The following is a 17,847-nucleotide window of genomic DNA, read 5'->3' as shown; positions in this document are numbered from 1 at the left end:
CGACAAGCTCCCTCGCCACAAGCGCCTTTCAGCCCTGGGGAGACTCAGAGCTGCCCGTCACGGTCCCGAAAGCCCAGCAGATACAGCACGCCATCCAATCCAAGGGTGGAAATCGCCTGCTTTGCCGACTGCTTCACCAGCGGCTTGGCGCGGAACGCCACGCCCAGGCCGGCAATTGCCAGCATCGGCAAATCGTTGGCACCGTCGCCGACCGCAATGGTCTGCTCCAGGCGCAAACCTTCCTTGTGCGCCAGCTCCTTCAGCAGATCCGCCTTGCGCTGCGCATCGACAATCGGCTCGACCGCCACACCGGTGACCTTGCCGTCGACCACTTCCAGCTCGTTGGCAAACACATAGTCGATGCCCAACTTGGCCTGCAATTGCTTGGCGAAGTAGGTGAAGCCGCCCGACAGAATCGCAGTCTTGTAGCCCAGGCGCTTTAGCTCGGCAAACAGGGTTTCGGCGCCTTCAGTCAGGCGCAACGAAGCACCGATCGAATCCAGCACGCTGACGTCCAGCCCCTTGAGCAAGGCCAGGCGTTCCTTGAAGCTCGCGCGAAAATCCAGTTCACCGGCCATCGCTCGCTCGGTGATTTCCGACACCTGATCGCCCACGCCCGCGGCCTTGGCCAGTTCGTCGATGACTTCGGCTTCGATCAGCGTCGAGTCCATGTCAAATACCGCCAGGCGGCGGTTACGGCGAAACAGCGAATCTTCCTGAAAGGCGATGTCGACGTTCAGTTCCTGGGCGACGCTGAGGAATTCAGCCCGCAGCGCCTGCGGGTCAGCCGCTTCGCCGCGCACGGAAAACTCGATGCAGCCCTTGCCCTTGTCGGCCGGGGTGTCCAACGGCATGCGCCCGGACAAGCGATCGATGTGGTCGATGTTCAGGCCATATTTGGCGGTGATCGAGCTCACGGCCTGCAACTGTCCGGCGGTTACTTTGCGGGTCAACAGCGTCACGATGTGGCGCTTTTTGCCCTGATTGCCGACCCACTGCTGGTAATCCCCTTCGGACACCGGGGTGAATCGCACCTGCTGATCGAGCTCGTACCCCTTGAACAGGATGTCCTTGAGCACCGACTTGCCTTGCTCGGTATCAGGAATTTCAACCAGGATGCCGAACGACAGGGTGTCGTGGATCACCGCCTGACCAATGTCGAGAATGTTCACACCACCCTGGGCCAGAACGCCGGTAATGGCCGCAGTCAGACCCGGTCGGTCGACTCCCGTGATGTTTATCAGGACGATTTCGCGCAAGGCGCACCCCCGCAAGTGGAAAAAAACCGCATTCTACCCACTTTCAGTGACCATCGGGCACCGTGAGCGCTTTGCCGGTCTAGGGCCTGTCGCTATACTGCGCGTCAACTTCACGGACAAAAGAGCCGAGCTCAAGTGAACCGGCCCACGCCAGTAAAAACCGATAACTTCTTTCTGCTGATCTTCCGTGCACTGCGCCACCGCCGTGTACCGATTGCATTGCGCATCGCCAGCCATAACGTGATCCTGGTCGCTCTGGCCCTGGTGATCTACGCCTGCGTGATGGGTTTGCAGTTCAAGCAGGCCATGCACGAGCAGGCCGATGCGCTGGGTGAAAGCCTGACTACGCAAACTGCCACGTCCGCCACGGAGCTGTTGGTGTCCAACGACATCCTCAGCCTCAACGTGCTGCTCAACAACCTGACCAAAAACAAGCTGGTGGCCCACGCCGCCATTTACAGCGTGGATAACCGCATCCTCGCCGAAGCCGGTCAGCGCCCCAAGCACAGCCTGCTGGGCGAAGCCGAGGGCATGTACCAGAGCAAGATCACGTTCCAGGACGTCACCGCCGGGCAACTGCGCATCAGCCTGGACATGGATCAGTTCCAGCAGCCCATGACCATCAGCCTGCAAAGCATGGGCATTTTGAGTGCGATTCTGCTGGCCCTGTCCCTGGCCTTGAGCCTGCGCCTGGGCCGGCACATCTCCACGCCGCTGCTGCAACTGCGCGTGTGGCTGCGCAATATCGACGAATACACCCCGGCCACCGAGCGCCAGGACGAGATCGGCGACCTGGCCCGTCAGCTGCACGCCAACTTCGCGCCGGAGCCGGCCGAACCGGAACCCGTGCCGGAGCCGGAATTCGACGACAGCGACTATGAAGACGCCGACGATAACGAGCCGTCCTTCGAAGTGCGCAACCTGCGGGATCCGAGTTTCGATGAAAGCAAACCTGTGGCTGGCCTCAAGCCAGCGCCACGGCGCAGTGTCAGCACCGTTGAAGACGACGATGACGACGATGCGTTTGCTGACTTGCGTGATGAATCGGCCGACGTTGCGCCTAAACCGCTCGCCAAACCGGTGATTTCGAACGTGCCGCAGCACAGCGCCGTACTGGCCGTGCAACTGGGCGCTCAAGATCAACTGCGTCGTCTGCCTCGCACCCGCCTGGAAGAACTGCTGAAACGCTATCGCGACTGCCTCGATCAGGCAGCTTCGCTCTATCAGAGCGAACTGCACACCCTGAACGATGGCAGCACGCTGATGCTGTTCCACACCGAAGACAGCGGCGACGACTACCTGACCAACGCAATCTGCTGCGGTGAATTGCTGCGAGCCTTGGGTCATCAGTTGCAGATTGAAGTTGCAGACAGCGGCATCACCCTGCAATTGCAGCTGGGCCTGACGCTGGGTGATGAGCTATTCGGTCTGAGCCAGATCGACCTGCTGCTGACCGAAGCCGCTCAGGATGCCCTGGCCTTGTCGCAACACAGCCGCAACCTGCTGCTGGTGGAGCGCAAGATCGGTGACGACGCGCTGATACGCCAGCGTGCGCGGATCCGCCCGATTGCCAGCCCTGAGGGTGCGTGCTGTGTGGAGCGGTTGATGGAGCCTTATCCGTCGATGCTGGAGCGACAACTGGCGCGGATGCATGAGCGTCGGGCGTAAGCCTTAAACCCAGAAGTGAAGAAGCCCGCAGACGAGTGATCGTCTGCGGCCTTTTTTGTTGCCTGTCCCGGCCTCTTCGCGAGCAGGCTCGCTCCCACAGGTTTTGTGTCGTACACCTATCGCGCGAACGACGCAGGATCTGTGGGAGCGAGCCTGCTCGCGAAGAGGCCAGGACAAGCGACAGATATCTGCCCCCTGCAGAAACAACAAAGCCCACATCACTGCGGGCTTTGTTCTTGGATCAATCCAGGCTTAGAACCTGAACACTTCCATATCGGTCCGGATCGGCGAGGCCATCGGGATCTTCGGCTGTTGCTCTTGCTCTGCCGCGGGAGCCACTGGCTTCGGAGCAGGCTTTTTGGGTGCTTCAGCGATCGGCGGCTGATTAGCCAGTGGCTTGAGCGCCACGGACAATTGCTCGGCCAGACGCTGCAGCAACACCCCCTGAGCCTGAACCTGAGCCGCCGTGCCGCCTGCGTGCTGCTCCTGCAGGTGAATGATGCGGTTATCGCGAACCTGGCCACGACGGTCGATCAGACGCCACTGCGCATCCAGGATCGCCGGTTGCGATTCGCCCGAGTCCAGACGAGTAATCGTCAGCAGCACCTGGACATCCGGCGTGAAGCCGAGGGTCGCAGGCGCCAGCACAACCCGCTGACTGTCCAGATGGCCCGCCACCTGACGCAGCAACAGCTGATCAACGTCCGACGACAGGCTTCCAGCCCAACGACCGTCGGTCGACGCCTGAAGGCTGCCATCCGGCTGTCGCTGCAACAAGGTTTCGCGTTGCAGGTAATCCGCAAGCGTTACCGGGCCGAGCAATACCGCCATGCCGGCGCTTTGCGCAGGCTGAACCGGACTTCCGCTGTCCAGCTGATACAGCGACACCGGCTGGTGAACGCTGCAACCCGCCAGGCCAAGAACGCCAGCGAGCATCAAAATAAAAGGAAGGCGCAGAGCAGTCATCGTCCCATCCAGGTGGTTGCCACAAGGCTAACCACAGTGAAAATACTCAATAAATATGAAGAACGCTCGGCCACGCCGGCGCTTGAAAGGCCATATCATCCGTGAATATGCGTTCCGACTCCAGCGGCAAAGCGTCGATCTACGCGTTAAATCGCAGATCGAGCGCTCTAGGCCGCTTAATTGAGGTTTTCGACGAGCAGCGCATCGACCCGCTGGAAGCCACGTGGCAGTTTGTTACCACGACGACCACGCTCACCTTTGTAGTGTTCGAGGTCGTCCGCTTTCAGCGACAACGTACGTTTTCCGGCCTGAAGCACCAACGTGGCGCCCTCCGGCAGTACGGCGATGTCCGTGACATATTCTTCGCGACTGGCCACACGCTCACCGTTGATCCCGATGATTTTGTTGCCTTTGCCCTTACCTAATTGTGGCAGATCACTGATCTTGAAGATCAGCAGGCGACCTTCGGTGGTCACCGAGGCCAGCCAATTGTTCTCGCGATCGGTCACCGGGCGCGGAAGAATGACCTTCGAGTTGTTCGGCAAGCTCAACAACGCCTTGCCCGCCTTGTTCTTGGCTTGCAGGTCTTCACCCTTGACCACGAAGCCGTATCCGGCATCGGAGGCGATCACGTACAGCGAATCGTCTTCCGGCATCAGCACGCATTCGAAACTCGCCCCTGGCGGCGGCGTCAGACGGCCGGTCAACGGCTCGCCCTGGCCACGGGCCGATGGCAGTGTGTGGGCCGCCACCGAATAACTGCGACCGGTGGAGTCGATAAACACTGCAAATTGGTTGGAGCGACCCGGTGCCAACGCCTTGAAACCATCCCCGGCCTTGTAGGAAAGCCCGGTGGCGTCGATCTCGTGGCCTTTGGCAGAACGCACCCAGCCTTTTTCCGACAGCACGACTGTCACTTTCTCGTTCGGCAGCAGATCGTGCTCGGTCAGGGCCTTGGCTTCGGTGCGCTCGACGATGGGCGAACGACGGTCGTCGCCGTAGGTTTCGGCGTCCTTGATCAGCTCGGTACGTACCAGCTTTTTCAGCTTGGCTTCGCTGCTCAGCAGGGCTTGCAGCTTGGCCTGTTCCTTGAGCAGCTCATCTTGCTCGGCACGCAGCTTCATCTCTTCCAGTCGCGCCAACTGACGCAAACGGGTGTCGAGAATGTAGTCGGCCTGGATTTCGCTCAAGGCGAACCGTGCGATCAGCGCGGCTTTCGGGTGTTCCTCAGTACGGATGATGTGAATCACTTCATCCAGGTTGAGGTAGGCAATCAACAAACCGTCCAACAGGTGCAGGCGACGCTCGACCTTGTCGAGGCGGAATTGCAGACGACGACGCACGGTCTGAACGCGGAATTCCAGCCACTCGACCAGCAGCGCCCGCAGGTTTTTCAGCTGCGGTTTGCCGTCCAGGCCAATGATGTTGATGTTGACCCGGTAGCTCGACTCCAGCTCGGTGCTGGCGAACAGGTGTTGCATCAGCGCATCGTGGTCAAAGTTCTTCCGCGCGCCCGGAATGATCACGATCCGGCACGGGTTCTCGTGGTCGGACTCGTCGCGCAGGTCAGCGATCTGCGGGGCTTTGGACGGTTTGGCCTGCATCATCGCCGCGATCTGCTCCAGCACCTTGGCGCCCGAGACTTGATGCGGCAGCGCGGTGACGATGATGTCGCCGTCTTCGATGTGGTACACGGCGCGCATGCGCACCGACCCCTTGCCGGTTTCGTACATTTTCAGCAGATCGGCACGAGGCGTGATGATTTCCGCTTCGGTCGGGTAATCCGGGCCCTGAATGTGCTCGCAGAGCTGCTCGACCGTGGCTTTGGGTTCATCGAGCAAGCGCACGCAGGCTGTCGCGACTTCGCGCAGGTTGTGCGGCGGTACGTCGGTGGCCATGCCCACGGCGATGCCGGTGGTGCCGTTGAGCAGGATATTCGGCAAACGCGCCGGCAACACCAGCGGCTCGTCGAGTGTACCGTCGAAGTTCGGCCCCCAGTCCGCCGTGCCCTGGCCCAGTTCGCTGAGCAGCACTTCGGAATAACGCGACAGCCGCGCCTCGGTGTAACGCATGGCGGCGAAGGACTTGGGATCATCCGGCGCCCCCCAGTTACCCTGGCCGTCGACCAGCGTGTAGCGATAGCTGAACGGCTGGGCCATCAGAACCATGGCTTCGTAGCACGCCGAGTCGCCGTGCGGGTGGAACTTACCGAGCACGTCACCGACGGTACGCGCCGATTTCTTGTGCTTGGAATCGGCGTCCAGCCCCAACTCGCTCATCGCATAGATGATGCGCCGCTGTACCGGTTTCAGGCCGTCGCCGATATGCGGCAAGGCACGGTCCATGATCACGTACATGGAGTAGTTGAGGTAGGCATTTTCGGTGAAGTCAGCCAGTGACCGGCGTTCTACACCGTCCAGGCTGAGATCAAGGGAGTCGCTCATGCGGGCCTCATCGGTTCGTTGTCTGGCGCAGCAGCATGGTGCCACCGCGCTGGGTAAATTCAAGTTTGTTCAGCGCGCTCATACCGAGCAGCACTTGCTTGCCATCCAGGCCTGGCACGACGATGGCGCGCACATCACGCAGCACAATGTCGCCCAGTTGCAGCCGGTCGACGCGGGTTCGATAACCCTCGGTACGACCGTTGGCGGTGCTCAGGGTCACCCCGAAGCCTTGTTCCAGTTTCAGCCGTTCGGCCATTTGCGCCGGGATTGCCACATCGGTTGCCCCGGTATCCAGCATGAAATCCACCGGCTGGCCATTGATCTGGCCGCTGGCGACGAAGTGCCCCTGGGTGTTGCTGGCCAGTTTCACTTCAATAAAACCTTCGCCCTGCTCCGAGCTGACGACCACATTGGGATTTTGCTGCCGATCCTCCCACTGGCCGAAAAACCGCGTCGCCAGGAACAGCGCCGCGCACCAGGCCAGCAGCATGAACACCCGACCGGCACGCTTTCCCGGCGTTTGCTGGCTCACGGCTTGGCACTCCAGCCACCTTCAGGCGCGGCGAAGCGCCAAACGACCGGGCGAACCTCGCCATCGGCGCGGGCATCGTTGTTGTTGTCGGTGCCGACCCAGGCACCCTCGGCGTCGACAATCAACGCTTCAGTCAGACCAAACGGATTTTGATAGCGGCGGTGTTCCTGCAAGGCTTCATCGGCAAATGACCAGCAGCGCTCGACCTTGGCCGTCTCCGGGTCGCGGCGGCAGATCTGGTAAGCGTTGCGTTCAAGGGTAAACAGCTTGCCGTTGAACAGCGATACATCGGCAAAGTCCCGAGTCACGGCTTTGGCCCGTGGAAACTGTGCCGGCTGCATTTCTTTCCCCGCCTCGCTCAGCAGCACGCAACCACCGTCGCAATCCCACACCGTCTGTTTGCGCTTGATCAGCAACAAGCCACGGCTTTGACGCTCGGCGGCGAGCCACAATTGATCGCCCGCCGGATTGATCGCCAGCCCCTCGAACAGCGCATTGAACTGCAACAGCATGCCACTGGCCCGAGCTTCGCGAACCAGCATCGGCGAGATCTTCAGCCAGGACGACGGCCCAACGGGCGGCACTTGCAGGATCGCGGCATGGGACTCGCTGACGATGTAGCGATTACCGGCGCTGTCGCAAGTGATGCCTTCAAAATCCAGGTCCCCGCCCCGTACAAACGCCGCGACCCAGGCCCGCGAACGCAACCCCCAGGGCAAACCGCTGTCCGGCACCGCCGGCACGCCGATGCCCACGGTTTCGGCCTGCCAGACCGTGTCGCGGGTATCGAGACGGTAGATCTGGTCATCGTCGCGATCGGAGACCGTCCACAAGTCTTTGCCGCACTGGGCCAGCCCCGACAGATTGCCGCCGCGCATGCCGTCGACGGGATGCTCGGACAACAGGCGCAACTGCGGTGCCGGTTCGGAAAGCGCCGAAACGGAGGTCAGAAGTAACGCACACGCCAGGGCAAAGCCAGCCCGCATCAGCCAAGAACCTCGGCGAGGTTGCCTTTGGATTCCAGCCAGGATTTGCGGTCACCGGCGCGTTTCTTCGCCAGCAGCATATCCATCATTTCCGAGGTCGCTTCGAAATCGTCCAGCGTCAACTGCACCAGACGCCGCGTGTTCGGGTCCATGGTGGTTTCGCGCAGTTGCGGCGGGTTCATTTCACCCAGGCCTTTGAATCGGGTGACCTGCGGCTTGCCGCGTTTCTTCTCGGCCACCAGGCGATCGAGAATGCCATCGCGCTCGGCTTCGTCGAGGGCGTAGTAAATCTCTTTGCCCAGGTCGATGCGGTACAGCGGCGGCATCGCGACGTAAACGTGACCGGCATCCACCAGCGGGCGGAAATGCTGGACGAACAAAGCGCAAAGCAAGGTGGCGATGTGCAGGCCGTCGGAGTCGGCGTCGGCGAGAATGCAGATCTTGCCGTAACGCAGCTGGCTCATGTCCGCCGCGCCCGGATCGACACCGATGGCCACGGCGATGTTGTGCACTTCCTGACTGGCCAGCACTTCGCTGCCGTCGACTTCCCAGGTGTTCAGAATCTTGCCGCGCAACGGCAGGATCGCCTGGAATTCCTTGTCCCGCGCTTGTTTGGCCGAACCGCCGGCGGAATCACCTTCCACCAGGAACAGCTCGGAACGCATCGGGTCTTGCCCGGCGCAGTCGGCGAGTTTGCCCGGCAATGCCGGCCCGGCGGTGATGCGCTTGCGCTCGACCTTCTTGCTGGCCTTGAGACGACGGCCGGCGTTGTTGATCGCCAGTTCCGCCAGCAGCATGCCGGTTTCCGGATGAGCGTTGAGCCACAGGCTGAACGCATCCTTGACCACACCGGAAACGAACGCCGCCGCTTCACGGGACGACAGACGTTCCTTGGTCTGGCCGGAGAACTGCGGTTCCTGCATTTTCATCGACAGCACGAACGCAATGCGTTCCCAGACGTCTTCCGGCGCCAGCTTCACACCGCGCGGCAACAGGCTGCGGAATTCGCAGAACTCGCGCATCGCATCGAGCAAGCCCTGACGCAGACCGTTGACGTGAGTGCCGCCCTGCGCCGTCGGGATCAGGTTGACGTAGCTTTCCTGCACGCTGTCGCCACCTTCCGGTAACCACAGCAGCGCCCAATCGACCGCTTCCTTGTTACCGGCCAGGCTGCCGCAGAACGGCTCGTCCGGCAGGCGTTCGAATTCGCTGACGGCGTCAACCAGGTAGGAGCGCAAGCCGTCTTCGTAATGCCATTCGACTTTCTCGCCGGTGGCCTTGTCTTCAAAACTGACCAGTAGCCCCGGGCACAGAACGGCCTTGGCCTTGAGCACGTGCTTGAGGCGGCTGATGGAGAATTTCGGTGAATCGAAGTACTTCGGGTCCGGGGCGAAGAACACGCTGGTGCCAGTGTTGCGCTTGCCGACGGTGCCGATCACTTCCAGCTCGGTTTTCTTGTAACCGTCGGCGAAAGTCATCTGGTATTCGTTGCCGTCGCGCTTCACGCGCACCCGGACTTCGGTCGACAAAGCGTTGACCACCGAAATACCCACCCCGTGCAGACCGCCGGAGAACTGGTAGTTCTTGTTGGAAAACTTGCCACCCGCATGAAGCTTGGTGAGGATCAGCTCGACGCCCGACACACCTTCTTCCGGGTGAATGTCCACCGGCATGCCACGGCCGTCATCGCTGACTTCCAGGGAGTGATCGGCGTGCAGGATGACCTGCACCGAGGTTGCGTGCCCGGCCAAGGCTTCGTCGACGCTATTGTCGATGACTTCCTGGGCGAGGTGGTTCGGCCGACTGGTGTCGGTGTACATGCCGGGGCGTTTGCGCACCGGGTCGAGGCCCGAGAGGACTTCGATGGCGTCTGCGTTATAAGAGCTAGCGCTGGGAGTGGCCATGGGGTCTCGTCGTCCGCCTGTCAAAAAAGTGTTCTGTGAAAAAGAGACGACGACTCACAGTGCTGTGAAATCGATCGCCTGATACAAATCTGCGCCGATACCGGCAAAACTCAGCATTGCCGGCAGTTGCGCGGCAAAACCCTGGAAACTATGGTCGCCGCCGGCCTGGATGCGCAAGGCACAGGCGCGGTAATACTGCTGGGCGAGGCGATAGTCCAGCGTTTCGTCGCCGGTCTGCAACCACACCTGATACCGCTGCGGATCCTGGGGCGCCGGCACTTCCAGCTCGGCCAGGGCCGTCACGTGGTCGTGGGTCAATTCCCAGGCCTCATCGGTATACAGGTTTTTCTGCGTCCCCAGATACCCGTCAAACATCCGGTGCGGACTGACGGCAGGGTTGATCAACAGGGCCTTGAGGCCATGGCGCTCGGCCAAGTGAGTCGCATAGTAGCCGCCGAGTGAGCTGCCTACCAGCAGTGGCCGCCCAAGCTCTTCAATCGCCTTGTTCAGCTGACCGATGGCTTCGCGCGGGTGGTGATGCAAGGCAGGAACGCGCAACTGATCGCTCAAACCCAGGCGGTCCATCACTTGCACCAACTGCGTGGCCTTTTTTGACGAAGGCGCGCTGTTGAAGCCGTGGATATAAAGGATCGAACCGGACATTTGAGCTCCCTGTGCGTCGGTAAAGAACGCGGAGTTTACAGGGAGTCGGGGGGATCGGGATATGCATGGCGGGCATGAGGGGCTGGGTAGACGCCATTGCGGGCAGTCTTGCTCCTACTGGGGAATGTCGGTACCTGCAAGAGATTGGTCGGCTGTCAGGCCGTCTTCGCGGGCAAGCCTCGCTCCTACAGTGGAATGGGGGTACCTGTAAAAGAGATTGGTCGGCTGTCAGGCCGTCTTCGCGGGCAAGCCTCGCTCCTACAGTGGAATGGGGGTACCTGTAAAAGAGATTGGTCGGCTGTCAGGCCGCCTTCGCGGGCAAGCCTCGCTCCTACAGTGGAATGGGGGTACCTGTAAAAGAGATTGGTCGGCTGTCAGGCCGTCTTCGCGGGCAAGCCTCGCTCCTACAGGGGAATGTGGGTACCTGTAAAAGAGATTGGTCGGCTGTCAGGTCGTCTTCGCGGGCAAGCCTCGCTCCTACAAGGGGTTCGCTGTACACGCTTCGCTCTTCACCACTCATCAGGCCGAGCGTTAGCTCGCCTGCAGCTCTTGATCTTGATCCACCCGCCCCTTTCGGGAGGCTGAGTGGAGGTGTTCATCCGGGGAGTGGCGCGCAGCGCCGTTCGACGCAGTCGAACACGCTGCATGTAGGTCGTCGCGAAGCAGACCGGAGGGCAGTGTCCCCGGATGGATACCGGAGCGAAGGAACGCCGAGCCTTAGCGAGGGGCCGGACGCTTGGGGCGAGACTTTTTGGTTCCTTTTGGCTGGGCCGGCACTCCGGGCGTTTGACAAAAGGGACTCGCCGTAAGGGCGAAACCGCCAGCCGCCGTTACCGCAGAAACGGATATGTACCCGGTAAACAAGAACCTGGTCGGCTATCAGGCCGCCAAGACCAAGATGAAAAGTCAGTACCCGTTCGACCCGAAATCAACCTGAAAATCAAACCCGGTGACCCGCTCAACACCCGTTTCAATCTGCCCATCCGGCAACAACCGCAACCAGCGATACCCCGGTGCCTGCTCTCCAACCTTGAAATCATCACTCCCAGGCTCAAACTGAATGCAAGTCGAAGGCGAAGCAATCAACCGCACCCCTTTGCGCTCCTGATCAACCTCCTGATGCACATGCCCCCACAAAACAGCACGCACCTGCGGAAAGCGATCCAGCACCGCGAACAAGGCCTCAGGATTACGCAAGCCGATAGGCTCCATCCACAAACAGCCGATCAACACCGGATGATGGTGAAAGCAGACCAGATGATGCCGCTCCGGCGCCTCACTCAACGAACGCGCCAGCAACTGCAACTGCTCATCCTGCAAATAGCCCGGCACCGACCCCGGCACCGCCGAATCCAGCAAAGTCACCCGCCAGTTACCGACATCCACCACCGGCTCCAGCAACGCGCTTTGCACCGCCGCCTCGGCCATGATCCGCGGTTCATCATGATTGCCAGGAATCCAGCGCGCCGGCGCATCGAGCTGCCGGGTCAGGTCGCGAAACAGCTGATAAGACTCCAGCGTCCCGTCCTGAGACAGATCACCGCTGGCAACGATCAGGTCAATCTGCGGCTGCTGCAGGCGCACCAGCTCAATGACCTTTTGCAGGCTGTCCCGGGTATTCATGCCCAGCAACTTCCCGTCCGCTTCGGCAAACAGATGACTGTCGGACAGTTGCACCAGCAACGCCGAATCGGCGGTGGTCAATGTGGATACGCTCGGCAAGGCGTTCTCCCAGGCTGAATCACGGGATTGGATGAGTGCCGCAATTATGCTGGGGGACGATCAAAAGAGGAAACCTGTGAATCTGACGCAGTTCACACTCAGCGCACAACGGCGTACTCATGCCCACACGCCAGACAATGGCTCAGCCATTCACCCAGGAACATATTCAACTGGGCCTTTTCATCCGGCTGATGCATTGAGGCATTCGGGTAAGGATAGATGCCGCGAAAGCGTCGTGCATGTTCGGCGCTGACCACTTCGGCCATGCACGCATCGTGGTAGACCTGCACTTCCAGTTGCGGCACCGGCAGCCACGGCAGGCTGTGTTCCTGGCGCACTTGCAGGGTCGTGGTGTACGGACAGACCTGCAGCACTTCGAGAGCCAGTACGCCGAGCATCTGGTCGCCGTGGGTCACGGCAATGCGCCGTGCCTCGGGTTCGTTGCGCATGTCCGGCAGCAGTCGCATGAGGCGCGCGTAGTTGGCCTCGCAGGAGGCTTGCAGCCCCACGAGGTCCACCCTGTAACGATCGCGCAGCTTGTTTACGACCATAGCCCCCTCACTTCAGCGCGGTTCAAGGCCAACCATTGCAAGGCAATGATGCTTGGCGCGTTGGCAATACGTCCGTCGCGGACGGCCTGCAAGGCATCTTCGAACGCCCAGACCGTAACGCGGATATCTTCTGCTTCTTCCTCCAGCCCATGCAGACCGCCGACTCCGGTGCTGTCGCAACGCCCCAGGTACAAGTGCACAAATTCGTTGCTGCCGCCCGGCGATGGAAAGTATTTGGTCATCGGCCAGAGCGCCCCGAACACAAGCCCAGCTTCCTCCTGCGCCTCGCGGTGAGCAACTTCTTCCGGCACTTCATCCTTGTCGATCAGACCGGCGACCAGCTCGATCAGCCACGGGTTGTCGGTCTTGCCCATGGCGCCCACGCGAAACTGCTCGATCAGCACCACTTCATCGCGCTGCGGATCGTATGGCAACACGCACACGGCATCATGGCGAACAAACACTTCACGATTGATCTCGCGACTCATGCCACCGGCAAACAACTCATGGCGCAAGTGCACACGATCGAGCTTGTAGAAGCCCTCGTAGCACTTTTCGCGCCGAACGATATCAACGGCGGTCGGAATGGCGTTGGCAAAATCAGTCATGACAATCCTCGTTTACTGCAAATCCATGAAGAGGCTCCAACCTCGACTTCGCGCCATCCTAACGCGCCCGCGCCGTTTGATGCAGCCCCTTTCCCGTCAGCGAGATAGACGGTGAGGGCGAAACCAACTCTAATTAGCTTAGTGGCGAACTGACTGCTTCGTTGAGAGTCGAAGCGGATAACTTTTTGCCTTTCCCTGTTTTACGAAGGACGCCCATGTCGCTTTTTAAAATCGCCTCCGTGGCCGCAATTGCCCTGACCCTGGGTGCCTGCCAGAGTTTGTTCCAACCCAACTACCGAGCTCCGCTGGAAACTACCCGCGACGCCACCGAAACGCTGAAACCGGGTTGCACGACGCCTGACTGCCCGCTAGTGAACATCGATACGCTGCGCTTCCCGGCCGAGCCTCAGCTTGACGGTATTGTCGAAAAGCGCCTGCTGCAAATGACCCGCACCTCGCCCGAAGCCCCTGCGGCACCGACGCTGGCGGCCTATCGCGATGAGTTTTTGCGCACCGCTGGCCCGCGTAACAGCAGCTACCTGCAAGCCAAGGTACGTGAGCAGCATGACGGCTTGGTGATCGTCGAGTTTTCCAGCTACCTGGACACCGGCGGCGCACATGGCACACCAGGCCGCGGCTTCATCAACTATTCGCGCCAGCAGCATAAAGTGCTGACCTTGTCCGACATGTTGGTGCCGGGTCAGGAAGAGGCGTTCTGGAAAGCCGCGCAAGTGGCGCACAACAGCTGGCTGATCAGCACCAAGCTCGATCAGGAACCGGAGTTCGTGAAGCAGTGGCCGTTCCAGAAAACCCAGAATGTGGCGCTGACCTACGGCGGGGTGATCCTCAAGTACGAAGTGAGCACCATCGCGCCTTACGCGCTGGGCCACGTCGAACTGAAGATCCCCTACCCGCGCCTGAACGGTATTCTCAAGCCCGAGCTGTTTCCCGGCCGTAACTGAAGGCCCGGCCCAGCACTAGCTGGAGCAACCCTGCCAGAATCAACGACGGCAGGGTTGCGCCGATGTCCGGATACAGATTGGCCAACAAATGATAGGTGCTCACCCCGCCCAACCAGGCGAGCAGCGCCGGCCAGCGCAACGCGGCTGACGCCACCTGAGCACTGCGTTTGCGCAGAATGAAGTGATCCACCAGCACCACGCCGAACAGCGGCGCAAACACCGAACCGATCAACAGCAGGAAGTTCTGGTACTGCGCCAGTGGCGCCAGGCACGCGATCAGTGTGCAAATCACGCCGATGGCCAACGCCAAGTGCTCGACTTTCAAGCGCAACAGAATCCCGCTGGAGACAGCCGCCGAGTGAATGTCGGCGAAGGCGTTTTCCGACTCGTCCAACAGGATCAGCAACAGCGGAATGCCCAGGCCTGCACCCGCCAGTGCCAACAGCAAGGCATTCACTTCACCGCTCGGCGCGAACGCCAGGGTGTAGGCCACGCCGAGGCTCATCAGCCAGAAGTTGCCGATAAAGAAGCCAATCGCTGTACCGCCGAACACGTTTTTCGCACGCTTTCCGAAGCGTGAGTAGTCGGCAATCAGCGGCAGCCACGACAGCGGCATCGCAATGGCAATGTCGAAGCCCACGGCGAAGGGCATCGAACCGTCACCGACCTGTGCCCACAACGCGGTCAGATCGGCCTTGGCGAACAGGTTCCAGGTCAGCCAGATGCACGCGGCCAGCAGCAGCCAGATACCCCACTTGCGCAGGATTTGTCGCACGAACGTCAACGGACCGCTGACGGCCAGCAAGGTCGCCAAACCACCAAAGAACACGGTCCAGAGCAGCGGATTCGACAGCAGGCTGCCTTCGCTGAACGCCCGCGCACCCAGCAAACTGGCAGCGTCGCGCATCACAATGATTTCGAACGAACCCCAACCGATCAGTTGCAGCAGGTTCAGCACGGCCGGCAGGCTCGCGCCACGTTTGCCGAGGCTGAGCTTGAGCGCGGCCATCGACGACAGGCCGGTGTCGCTGCCGATCACGCCGACGGCGGCCAGCAGCAGAACGCCGACCAGGGTGCCGAGGAAGATCGCCAGCAACGAGCCGGACAGGCCCAGACCTGGCGCGAGCAAGGCACCGGTCTGCAGCACCATCAGGCCGATGCCGAGGGAGAACCACAGGGAAAACAGATCGCGACCGCCAAAGACACGTTTGTCCATGGGCACCGCGATGTCGGGGGAATAAGTGCCGGGTTGAATGCTCAAGGGTGTTATCTCAAATAAGAGCAGAGACAAGTTTCAAGCTGCAAGCTACAAGTTAGAAGCAATCCGCTTCTTCTTGCAGCTTGTCGCTTGTCGCTCGTGGCTAGATTTTCTTGTACAGCTGACTGCCTTCCTGCTTGAACCGCTCAGCCTGGTCCGCCAATCCCTGGGCGACTTCGGCGTCGACGGTTTCGATCCGTTGGTTAGCCGCGTATTCGCGGACTTCCTGGGTGATCTTCATCGAACAGAATTTCGGCCCGCACATGGAGCAGAAATGCGCGACCTTGGCCGAATCTTTCGGCAAGGTCTCATCGTGATAGGAACGAGCGGTGTCGGGATCAAGGCCCAGGTTGAACTGGTCTTCCCAACGAAATTCGAATCGCGCCTTGCTCAAGGCATTGTCGCGGATCTGCGCGCCCGGATGCCCTTTGGCCAGATCGGCGGCATGCGCGGCGATCTTGTAGGTGATAATCCCGGTCTTCACGTCATCCTTGTTCGGCAGGCCCAAGTGTTCCTTCGGCGTGACGTAGCACAGCATGGCGCAACCGAACCAGCCGATCATCGCCGCACCGATACCCGAGGTGATGTGGTCGTATCCCGGTGCGATGTCCGTGGTCAGCGGACCAAGGGTGTAGAACGGCGCCTCGTCGCAGCACTCGAGCTGCTTGTCCATGTTTTCCTTGATCAACTGCATCGGCACGTGGCCAGGGCCTTCGATCATGCATTGCACATCGTGCTTCCAGGCGATCTTGGTCAGCTCGCCGAGGGTTTCCAGCTCACCGAATTGCGCGGCGTCGTTGGCGTCGGCAATCGAGCCCGGACGCAGGCCATCGCCCAGCGAGAAGCTGACGTCGTAGGCCTTCATGATTTCGCAGATGTCTTCGAAATGGGTGTAGAGGAAGTTCTCTTTGTGGTGTGCCAGGCACCACTTGGCCATGATCGAGCCGCCACGGGAAACGATCCCGGTGACGCGTTTGGCGGTCAGCGGCACGTAGCGCAGCAACACGCCGGCGTGGATGGTGAAGTAGTCGACGCCCTGCTCGGCCTGTTCGATCAGCGTGTCGCGGAACAGCTCCCAGGTCAGGTCTTCGGCGGCGCCGCCGACTTTTTCCAACGCTTGATAGATCGGCACGGTACCGATAGGCACCGGCGAGTTACGGATGATCCACTCGCGAGTTTCGTGAATGTGCTTGCCGGTGGACAGGTCCATGACCGTGTCCGAACCCCAGCGAATGCCCCAGGTCAGTTTCGCCACTTCTTCTTCGATGGACGAACCCAAGGCGCTGTTGCCGATGTTGCCGTTGATCTTCACCAGGAAGTTACGGCCGATGATCATCGGTTCCAGTTCGGTGTGGTTGATGTTGGCCGGGATGATCGCACGACCGCGGGCGATCTCGTCACGGACAAATTCAGGGGTGATGATTTTCGGCACGCTGGCACCGAAGCTGTGACCGGCATGTTGCTGGTCCAGCAGCCCGGCGGCGCGAGCCACTTCGAGCTTCATGTTTTCGCGGATGGCGACGTATTCCATCTCGGCGGTAATGATGCCTTTGCGGGCGTAGTGCATCTGGCTGACGTTGGCCCCGGCCTTGGCGCGGCGCGGGTTGTTGACGTGGGCGAAACGCAGCTTGGTGAGTTCGGCGTCGGCGAGGCGTTCCTGGCCGAAGTTCGAGCTCAGGCCGGGCAGGCGCTCGGTGTCGCCACGGGATTCAATCCAAGGCGAGCGCACATCAGCCAGGCCCTTGCGCACGTCGATGATGACGTTGGGGTCGGTGTACGGGCCCGAGGTGTCGTACACAACGACAGGCGCGTTGATCTCGCCGCCGAAGTCGGTCGGGGTCACGTCGAGGCTGATTTCGCGCATCGGCACAAGGATGTCCGGGCGGGAACCCTGGACATAGATTTTTTGCGAGCGGGTAAACGGCTGAACCGATTGTTGATCGACTTGGGCCGAGTCACTCAGGTTCGTAGTGTTTTTTAGTTTTATCGTCATCACGGGCTCTCCAGACAGCATCCAGGCAGTGGAATTTTGTCGGAGCGAACCTGTAACGAATGGACGCGACCAATCAGCCATAACGAAGCCGTTGGTGCTGTGCTCAGTGCTCGAGGGGTGTTCGATTGTCGAACAACATCCCGGACGAAGCACAAGAGGACTCGCCGGGTGACGAGAAATCTTGTTCCCTACGCAGGCGCTAACCTGATCAGGTTCAACGGGATCCGAAATTATTCGATCTCAGCCTCATAGCAAGGCACCCCGACAAGAACCCGGCCAGTCTAGACACAACTGGCAAAGAACGCCAACACCGCGGTAAACACCATGATGA

Annotated in this window: 14 protein-coding genes and 1 riboswitch; of the genes, 2 read left to right on the top strand and 12 right to left on the bottom strand. The window is 60.6% G+C overall.

What is annotated here, in order from left to right:
- Positions 1 to 44 precede the first annotated feature (44 nt).
- Entirely contained in the window at positions 45 to 1,259 is a 1,215-nt protein-coding gene (serB, locus tag JIO00_RS02520) for a phosphoserine phosphatase SerB (protein ID WP_010464223.1), read from the bottom strand.
- A 135-nt stretch (positions 1,260 to 1,394) separates the two neighbouring features.
- Here serB and JIO00_RS02515 point away from each other — a divergent pair, with 135 nt between their 5' ends.
- Entirely contained in the window at positions 1,395 to 2,927 is a 1,533-nt protein-coding gene (locus JIO00_RS02515; protein WP_200667560.1) for an AhpA/YtjB family protein, read from the top strand.
- A 252-nt stretch (positions 2,928 to 3,179) separates the two neighbouring features.
- Here the strand turns inward: JIO00_RS02515 and JIO00_RS02510 are convergent, their stop codons facing one another.
- The 9 genes from JIO00_RS02510 to JIO00_RS02470 form a co-directional block, all read right to left on the bottom strand.
- Positions 3,180 to 3,893: a PqiC family protein gene (locus JIO00_RS02510; RefSeq protein WP_200667559.1), complete on the bottom strand. Its 714-nt coding sequence runs from the start codon at positions 3,891 to 3,893 to the stop codon at positions 3,180 to 3,182.
- A gap of 176 nt (positions 3,894 to 4,069) precedes the next feature.
- Complete coding sequence (gene parC, locus JIO00_RS02505; RefSeq protein WP_010464231.1) at positions 4,070 to 6,337, bottom strand: DNA topoisomerase IV subunit A; 2,268 nt, start codon at positions 6,335 to 6,337, stop codon at positions 4,070 to 4,072.
- 7 nt (positions 6,338 to 6,344) lie between these two features.
- Complete coding sequence (locus JIO00_RS02500) at positions 6,345 to 6,869, bottom strand: retropepsin-like aspartic protease family protein (protein WP_200667558.1); 525 nt, start codon at positions 6,867 to 6,869, stop codon at positions 6,345 to 6,347.
- Positions 6,866 to 7,855 (bottom strand): esterase-like activity of phytase family protein, encoded by a 990-nt coding sequence (locus JIO00_RS02495; protein WP_083375183.1) that lies wholly within the window; start codon positions 7,853 to 7,855, stop codon positions 6,866 to 6,868. The genes JIO00_RS02500 and JIO00_RS02495 overlap by 4 nt, the downstream gene beginning before the upstream one ends.
- Positions 7,855 to 9,759 carry a DNA topoisomerase IV subunit B gene (parE, locus tag JIO00_RS02490; RefSeq protein WP_010464236.1) on the bottom strand — a complete coding sequence of 635 codons (1,905 nt, stop codon included), beginning with the start codon at positions 9,757 to 9,759 and terminating at the stop codon, positions 7,855 to 7,857. The genes JIO00_RS02495 and parE overlap by 1 nt, the downstream gene beginning before the upstream one ends.
- A 54-nt stretch (positions 9,760 to 9,813) precedes the next feature.
- Positions 9,814 to 10,422, bottom strand: coding sequence for a YqiA/YcfP family alpha/beta fold hydrolase (locus tag JIO00_RS02485; RefSeq protein ID WP_083375184.1), 609 nt, complete (start codon positions 10,420 to 10,422; stop codon positions 9,814 to 9,816).
- A gap of 906 nt (positions 10,423 to 11,328) precedes the next feature.
- Entirely contained in the window at positions 11,329 to 12,144 is an 816-nt protein-coding gene (cpdA, locus tag JIO00_RS02480; RefSeq protein WP_200667557.1) for a 3',5'-cyclic-AMP phosphodiesterase, read from the bottom strand.
- 98 nt (positions 12,145 to 12,242) lie between these two features.
- Positions 12,243 to 12,695: a DUF1249 domain-containing protein gene (locus JIO00_RS02475; RefSeq protein WP_008153350.1), complete on the bottom strand. Its 453-nt coding sequence runs from the start codon at positions 12,693 to 12,695 to the stop codon at positions 12,243 to 12,245.
- Positions 12,686 to 13,303 carry an NUDIX domain-containing protein gene (locus JIO00_RS02470; RefSeq protein ID WP_010464243.1) on the bottom strand — a complete coding sequence of 206 codons (618 nt, stop codon included), beginning with the start codon at positions 13,301 to 13,303 and terminating at the stop codon, positions 12,686 to 12,688. The genes JIO00_RS02475 and JIO00_RS02470 overlap by 10 nt, the downstream gene beginning before the upstream one ends.
- 215 nt (positions 13,304 to 13,518) lie before the next feature.
- Here JIO00_RS02470 and JIO00_RS02465 point away from each other — a divergent pair, with 215 nt between their 5' ends.
- Positions 13,519 to 14,265 carry an RsiV family protein gene (locus JIO00_RS02465; protein ID WP_010464245.1) on the top strand — a complete coding sequence of 249 codons (747 nt, stop codon included), beginning with the start codon at positions 13,519 to 13,521 and terminating at the stop codon, positions 14,263 to 14,265.
- On the opposite strand, the gene cytX is transcribed toward JIO00_RS02465, so the two are convergent.
- Both cytX and thiC read right to left on the bottom strand, forming a co-directional pair.
- The gene (gene cytX / locus JIO00_RS02460; RefSeq protein WP_200667556.1) at positions 14,234 to 15,526 is read right to left on the bottom strand and encodes a putative hydroxymethylpyrimidine transporter CytX; all 1,293 of its coding nucleotides are present in this window, start codon (positions 15,524 to 15,526) and stop codon (positions 14,234 to 14,236) included. The two genes, JIO00_RS02465 and cytX, sit on opposite strands and share 32 nt — an antisense overlap.
- 100 nt (positions 15,527 to 15,626) lie before the next feature.
- Positions 15,627 to 17,516 carry a phosphomethylpyrimidine synthase ThiC gene (gene thiC / locus JIO00_RS02455; RefSeq protein WP_010464250.1) on the bottom strand — a complete coding sequence of 630 codons (1,890 nt, stop codon included), beginning with the start codon at positions 17,514 to 17,516 and terminating at the stop codon, positions 15,627 to 15,629.
- Positions 17,517 to 17,684: 168 nt separating this feature from the next.
- Positions 17,685 to 17,790: riboswitch (TPP riboswitch) on the bottom strand.
- Positions 17,791 to 17,847 lie beyond the last annotated feature (57 nt).

The organism is Pseudomonas sp. SW-3, from assembly GCF_016615645.1.
GTDB classification, from domain to species: domain Bacteria; phylum Pseudomonadota; class Gammaproteobacteria; order Pseudomonadales; family Pseudomonadaceae; genus Aquipseudomonas; species Aquipseudomonas mandelii.
Note: the sequence above shows the minus strand (reverse complement) of the source record. Positions and strands in the feature narration are given on the sequence as shown.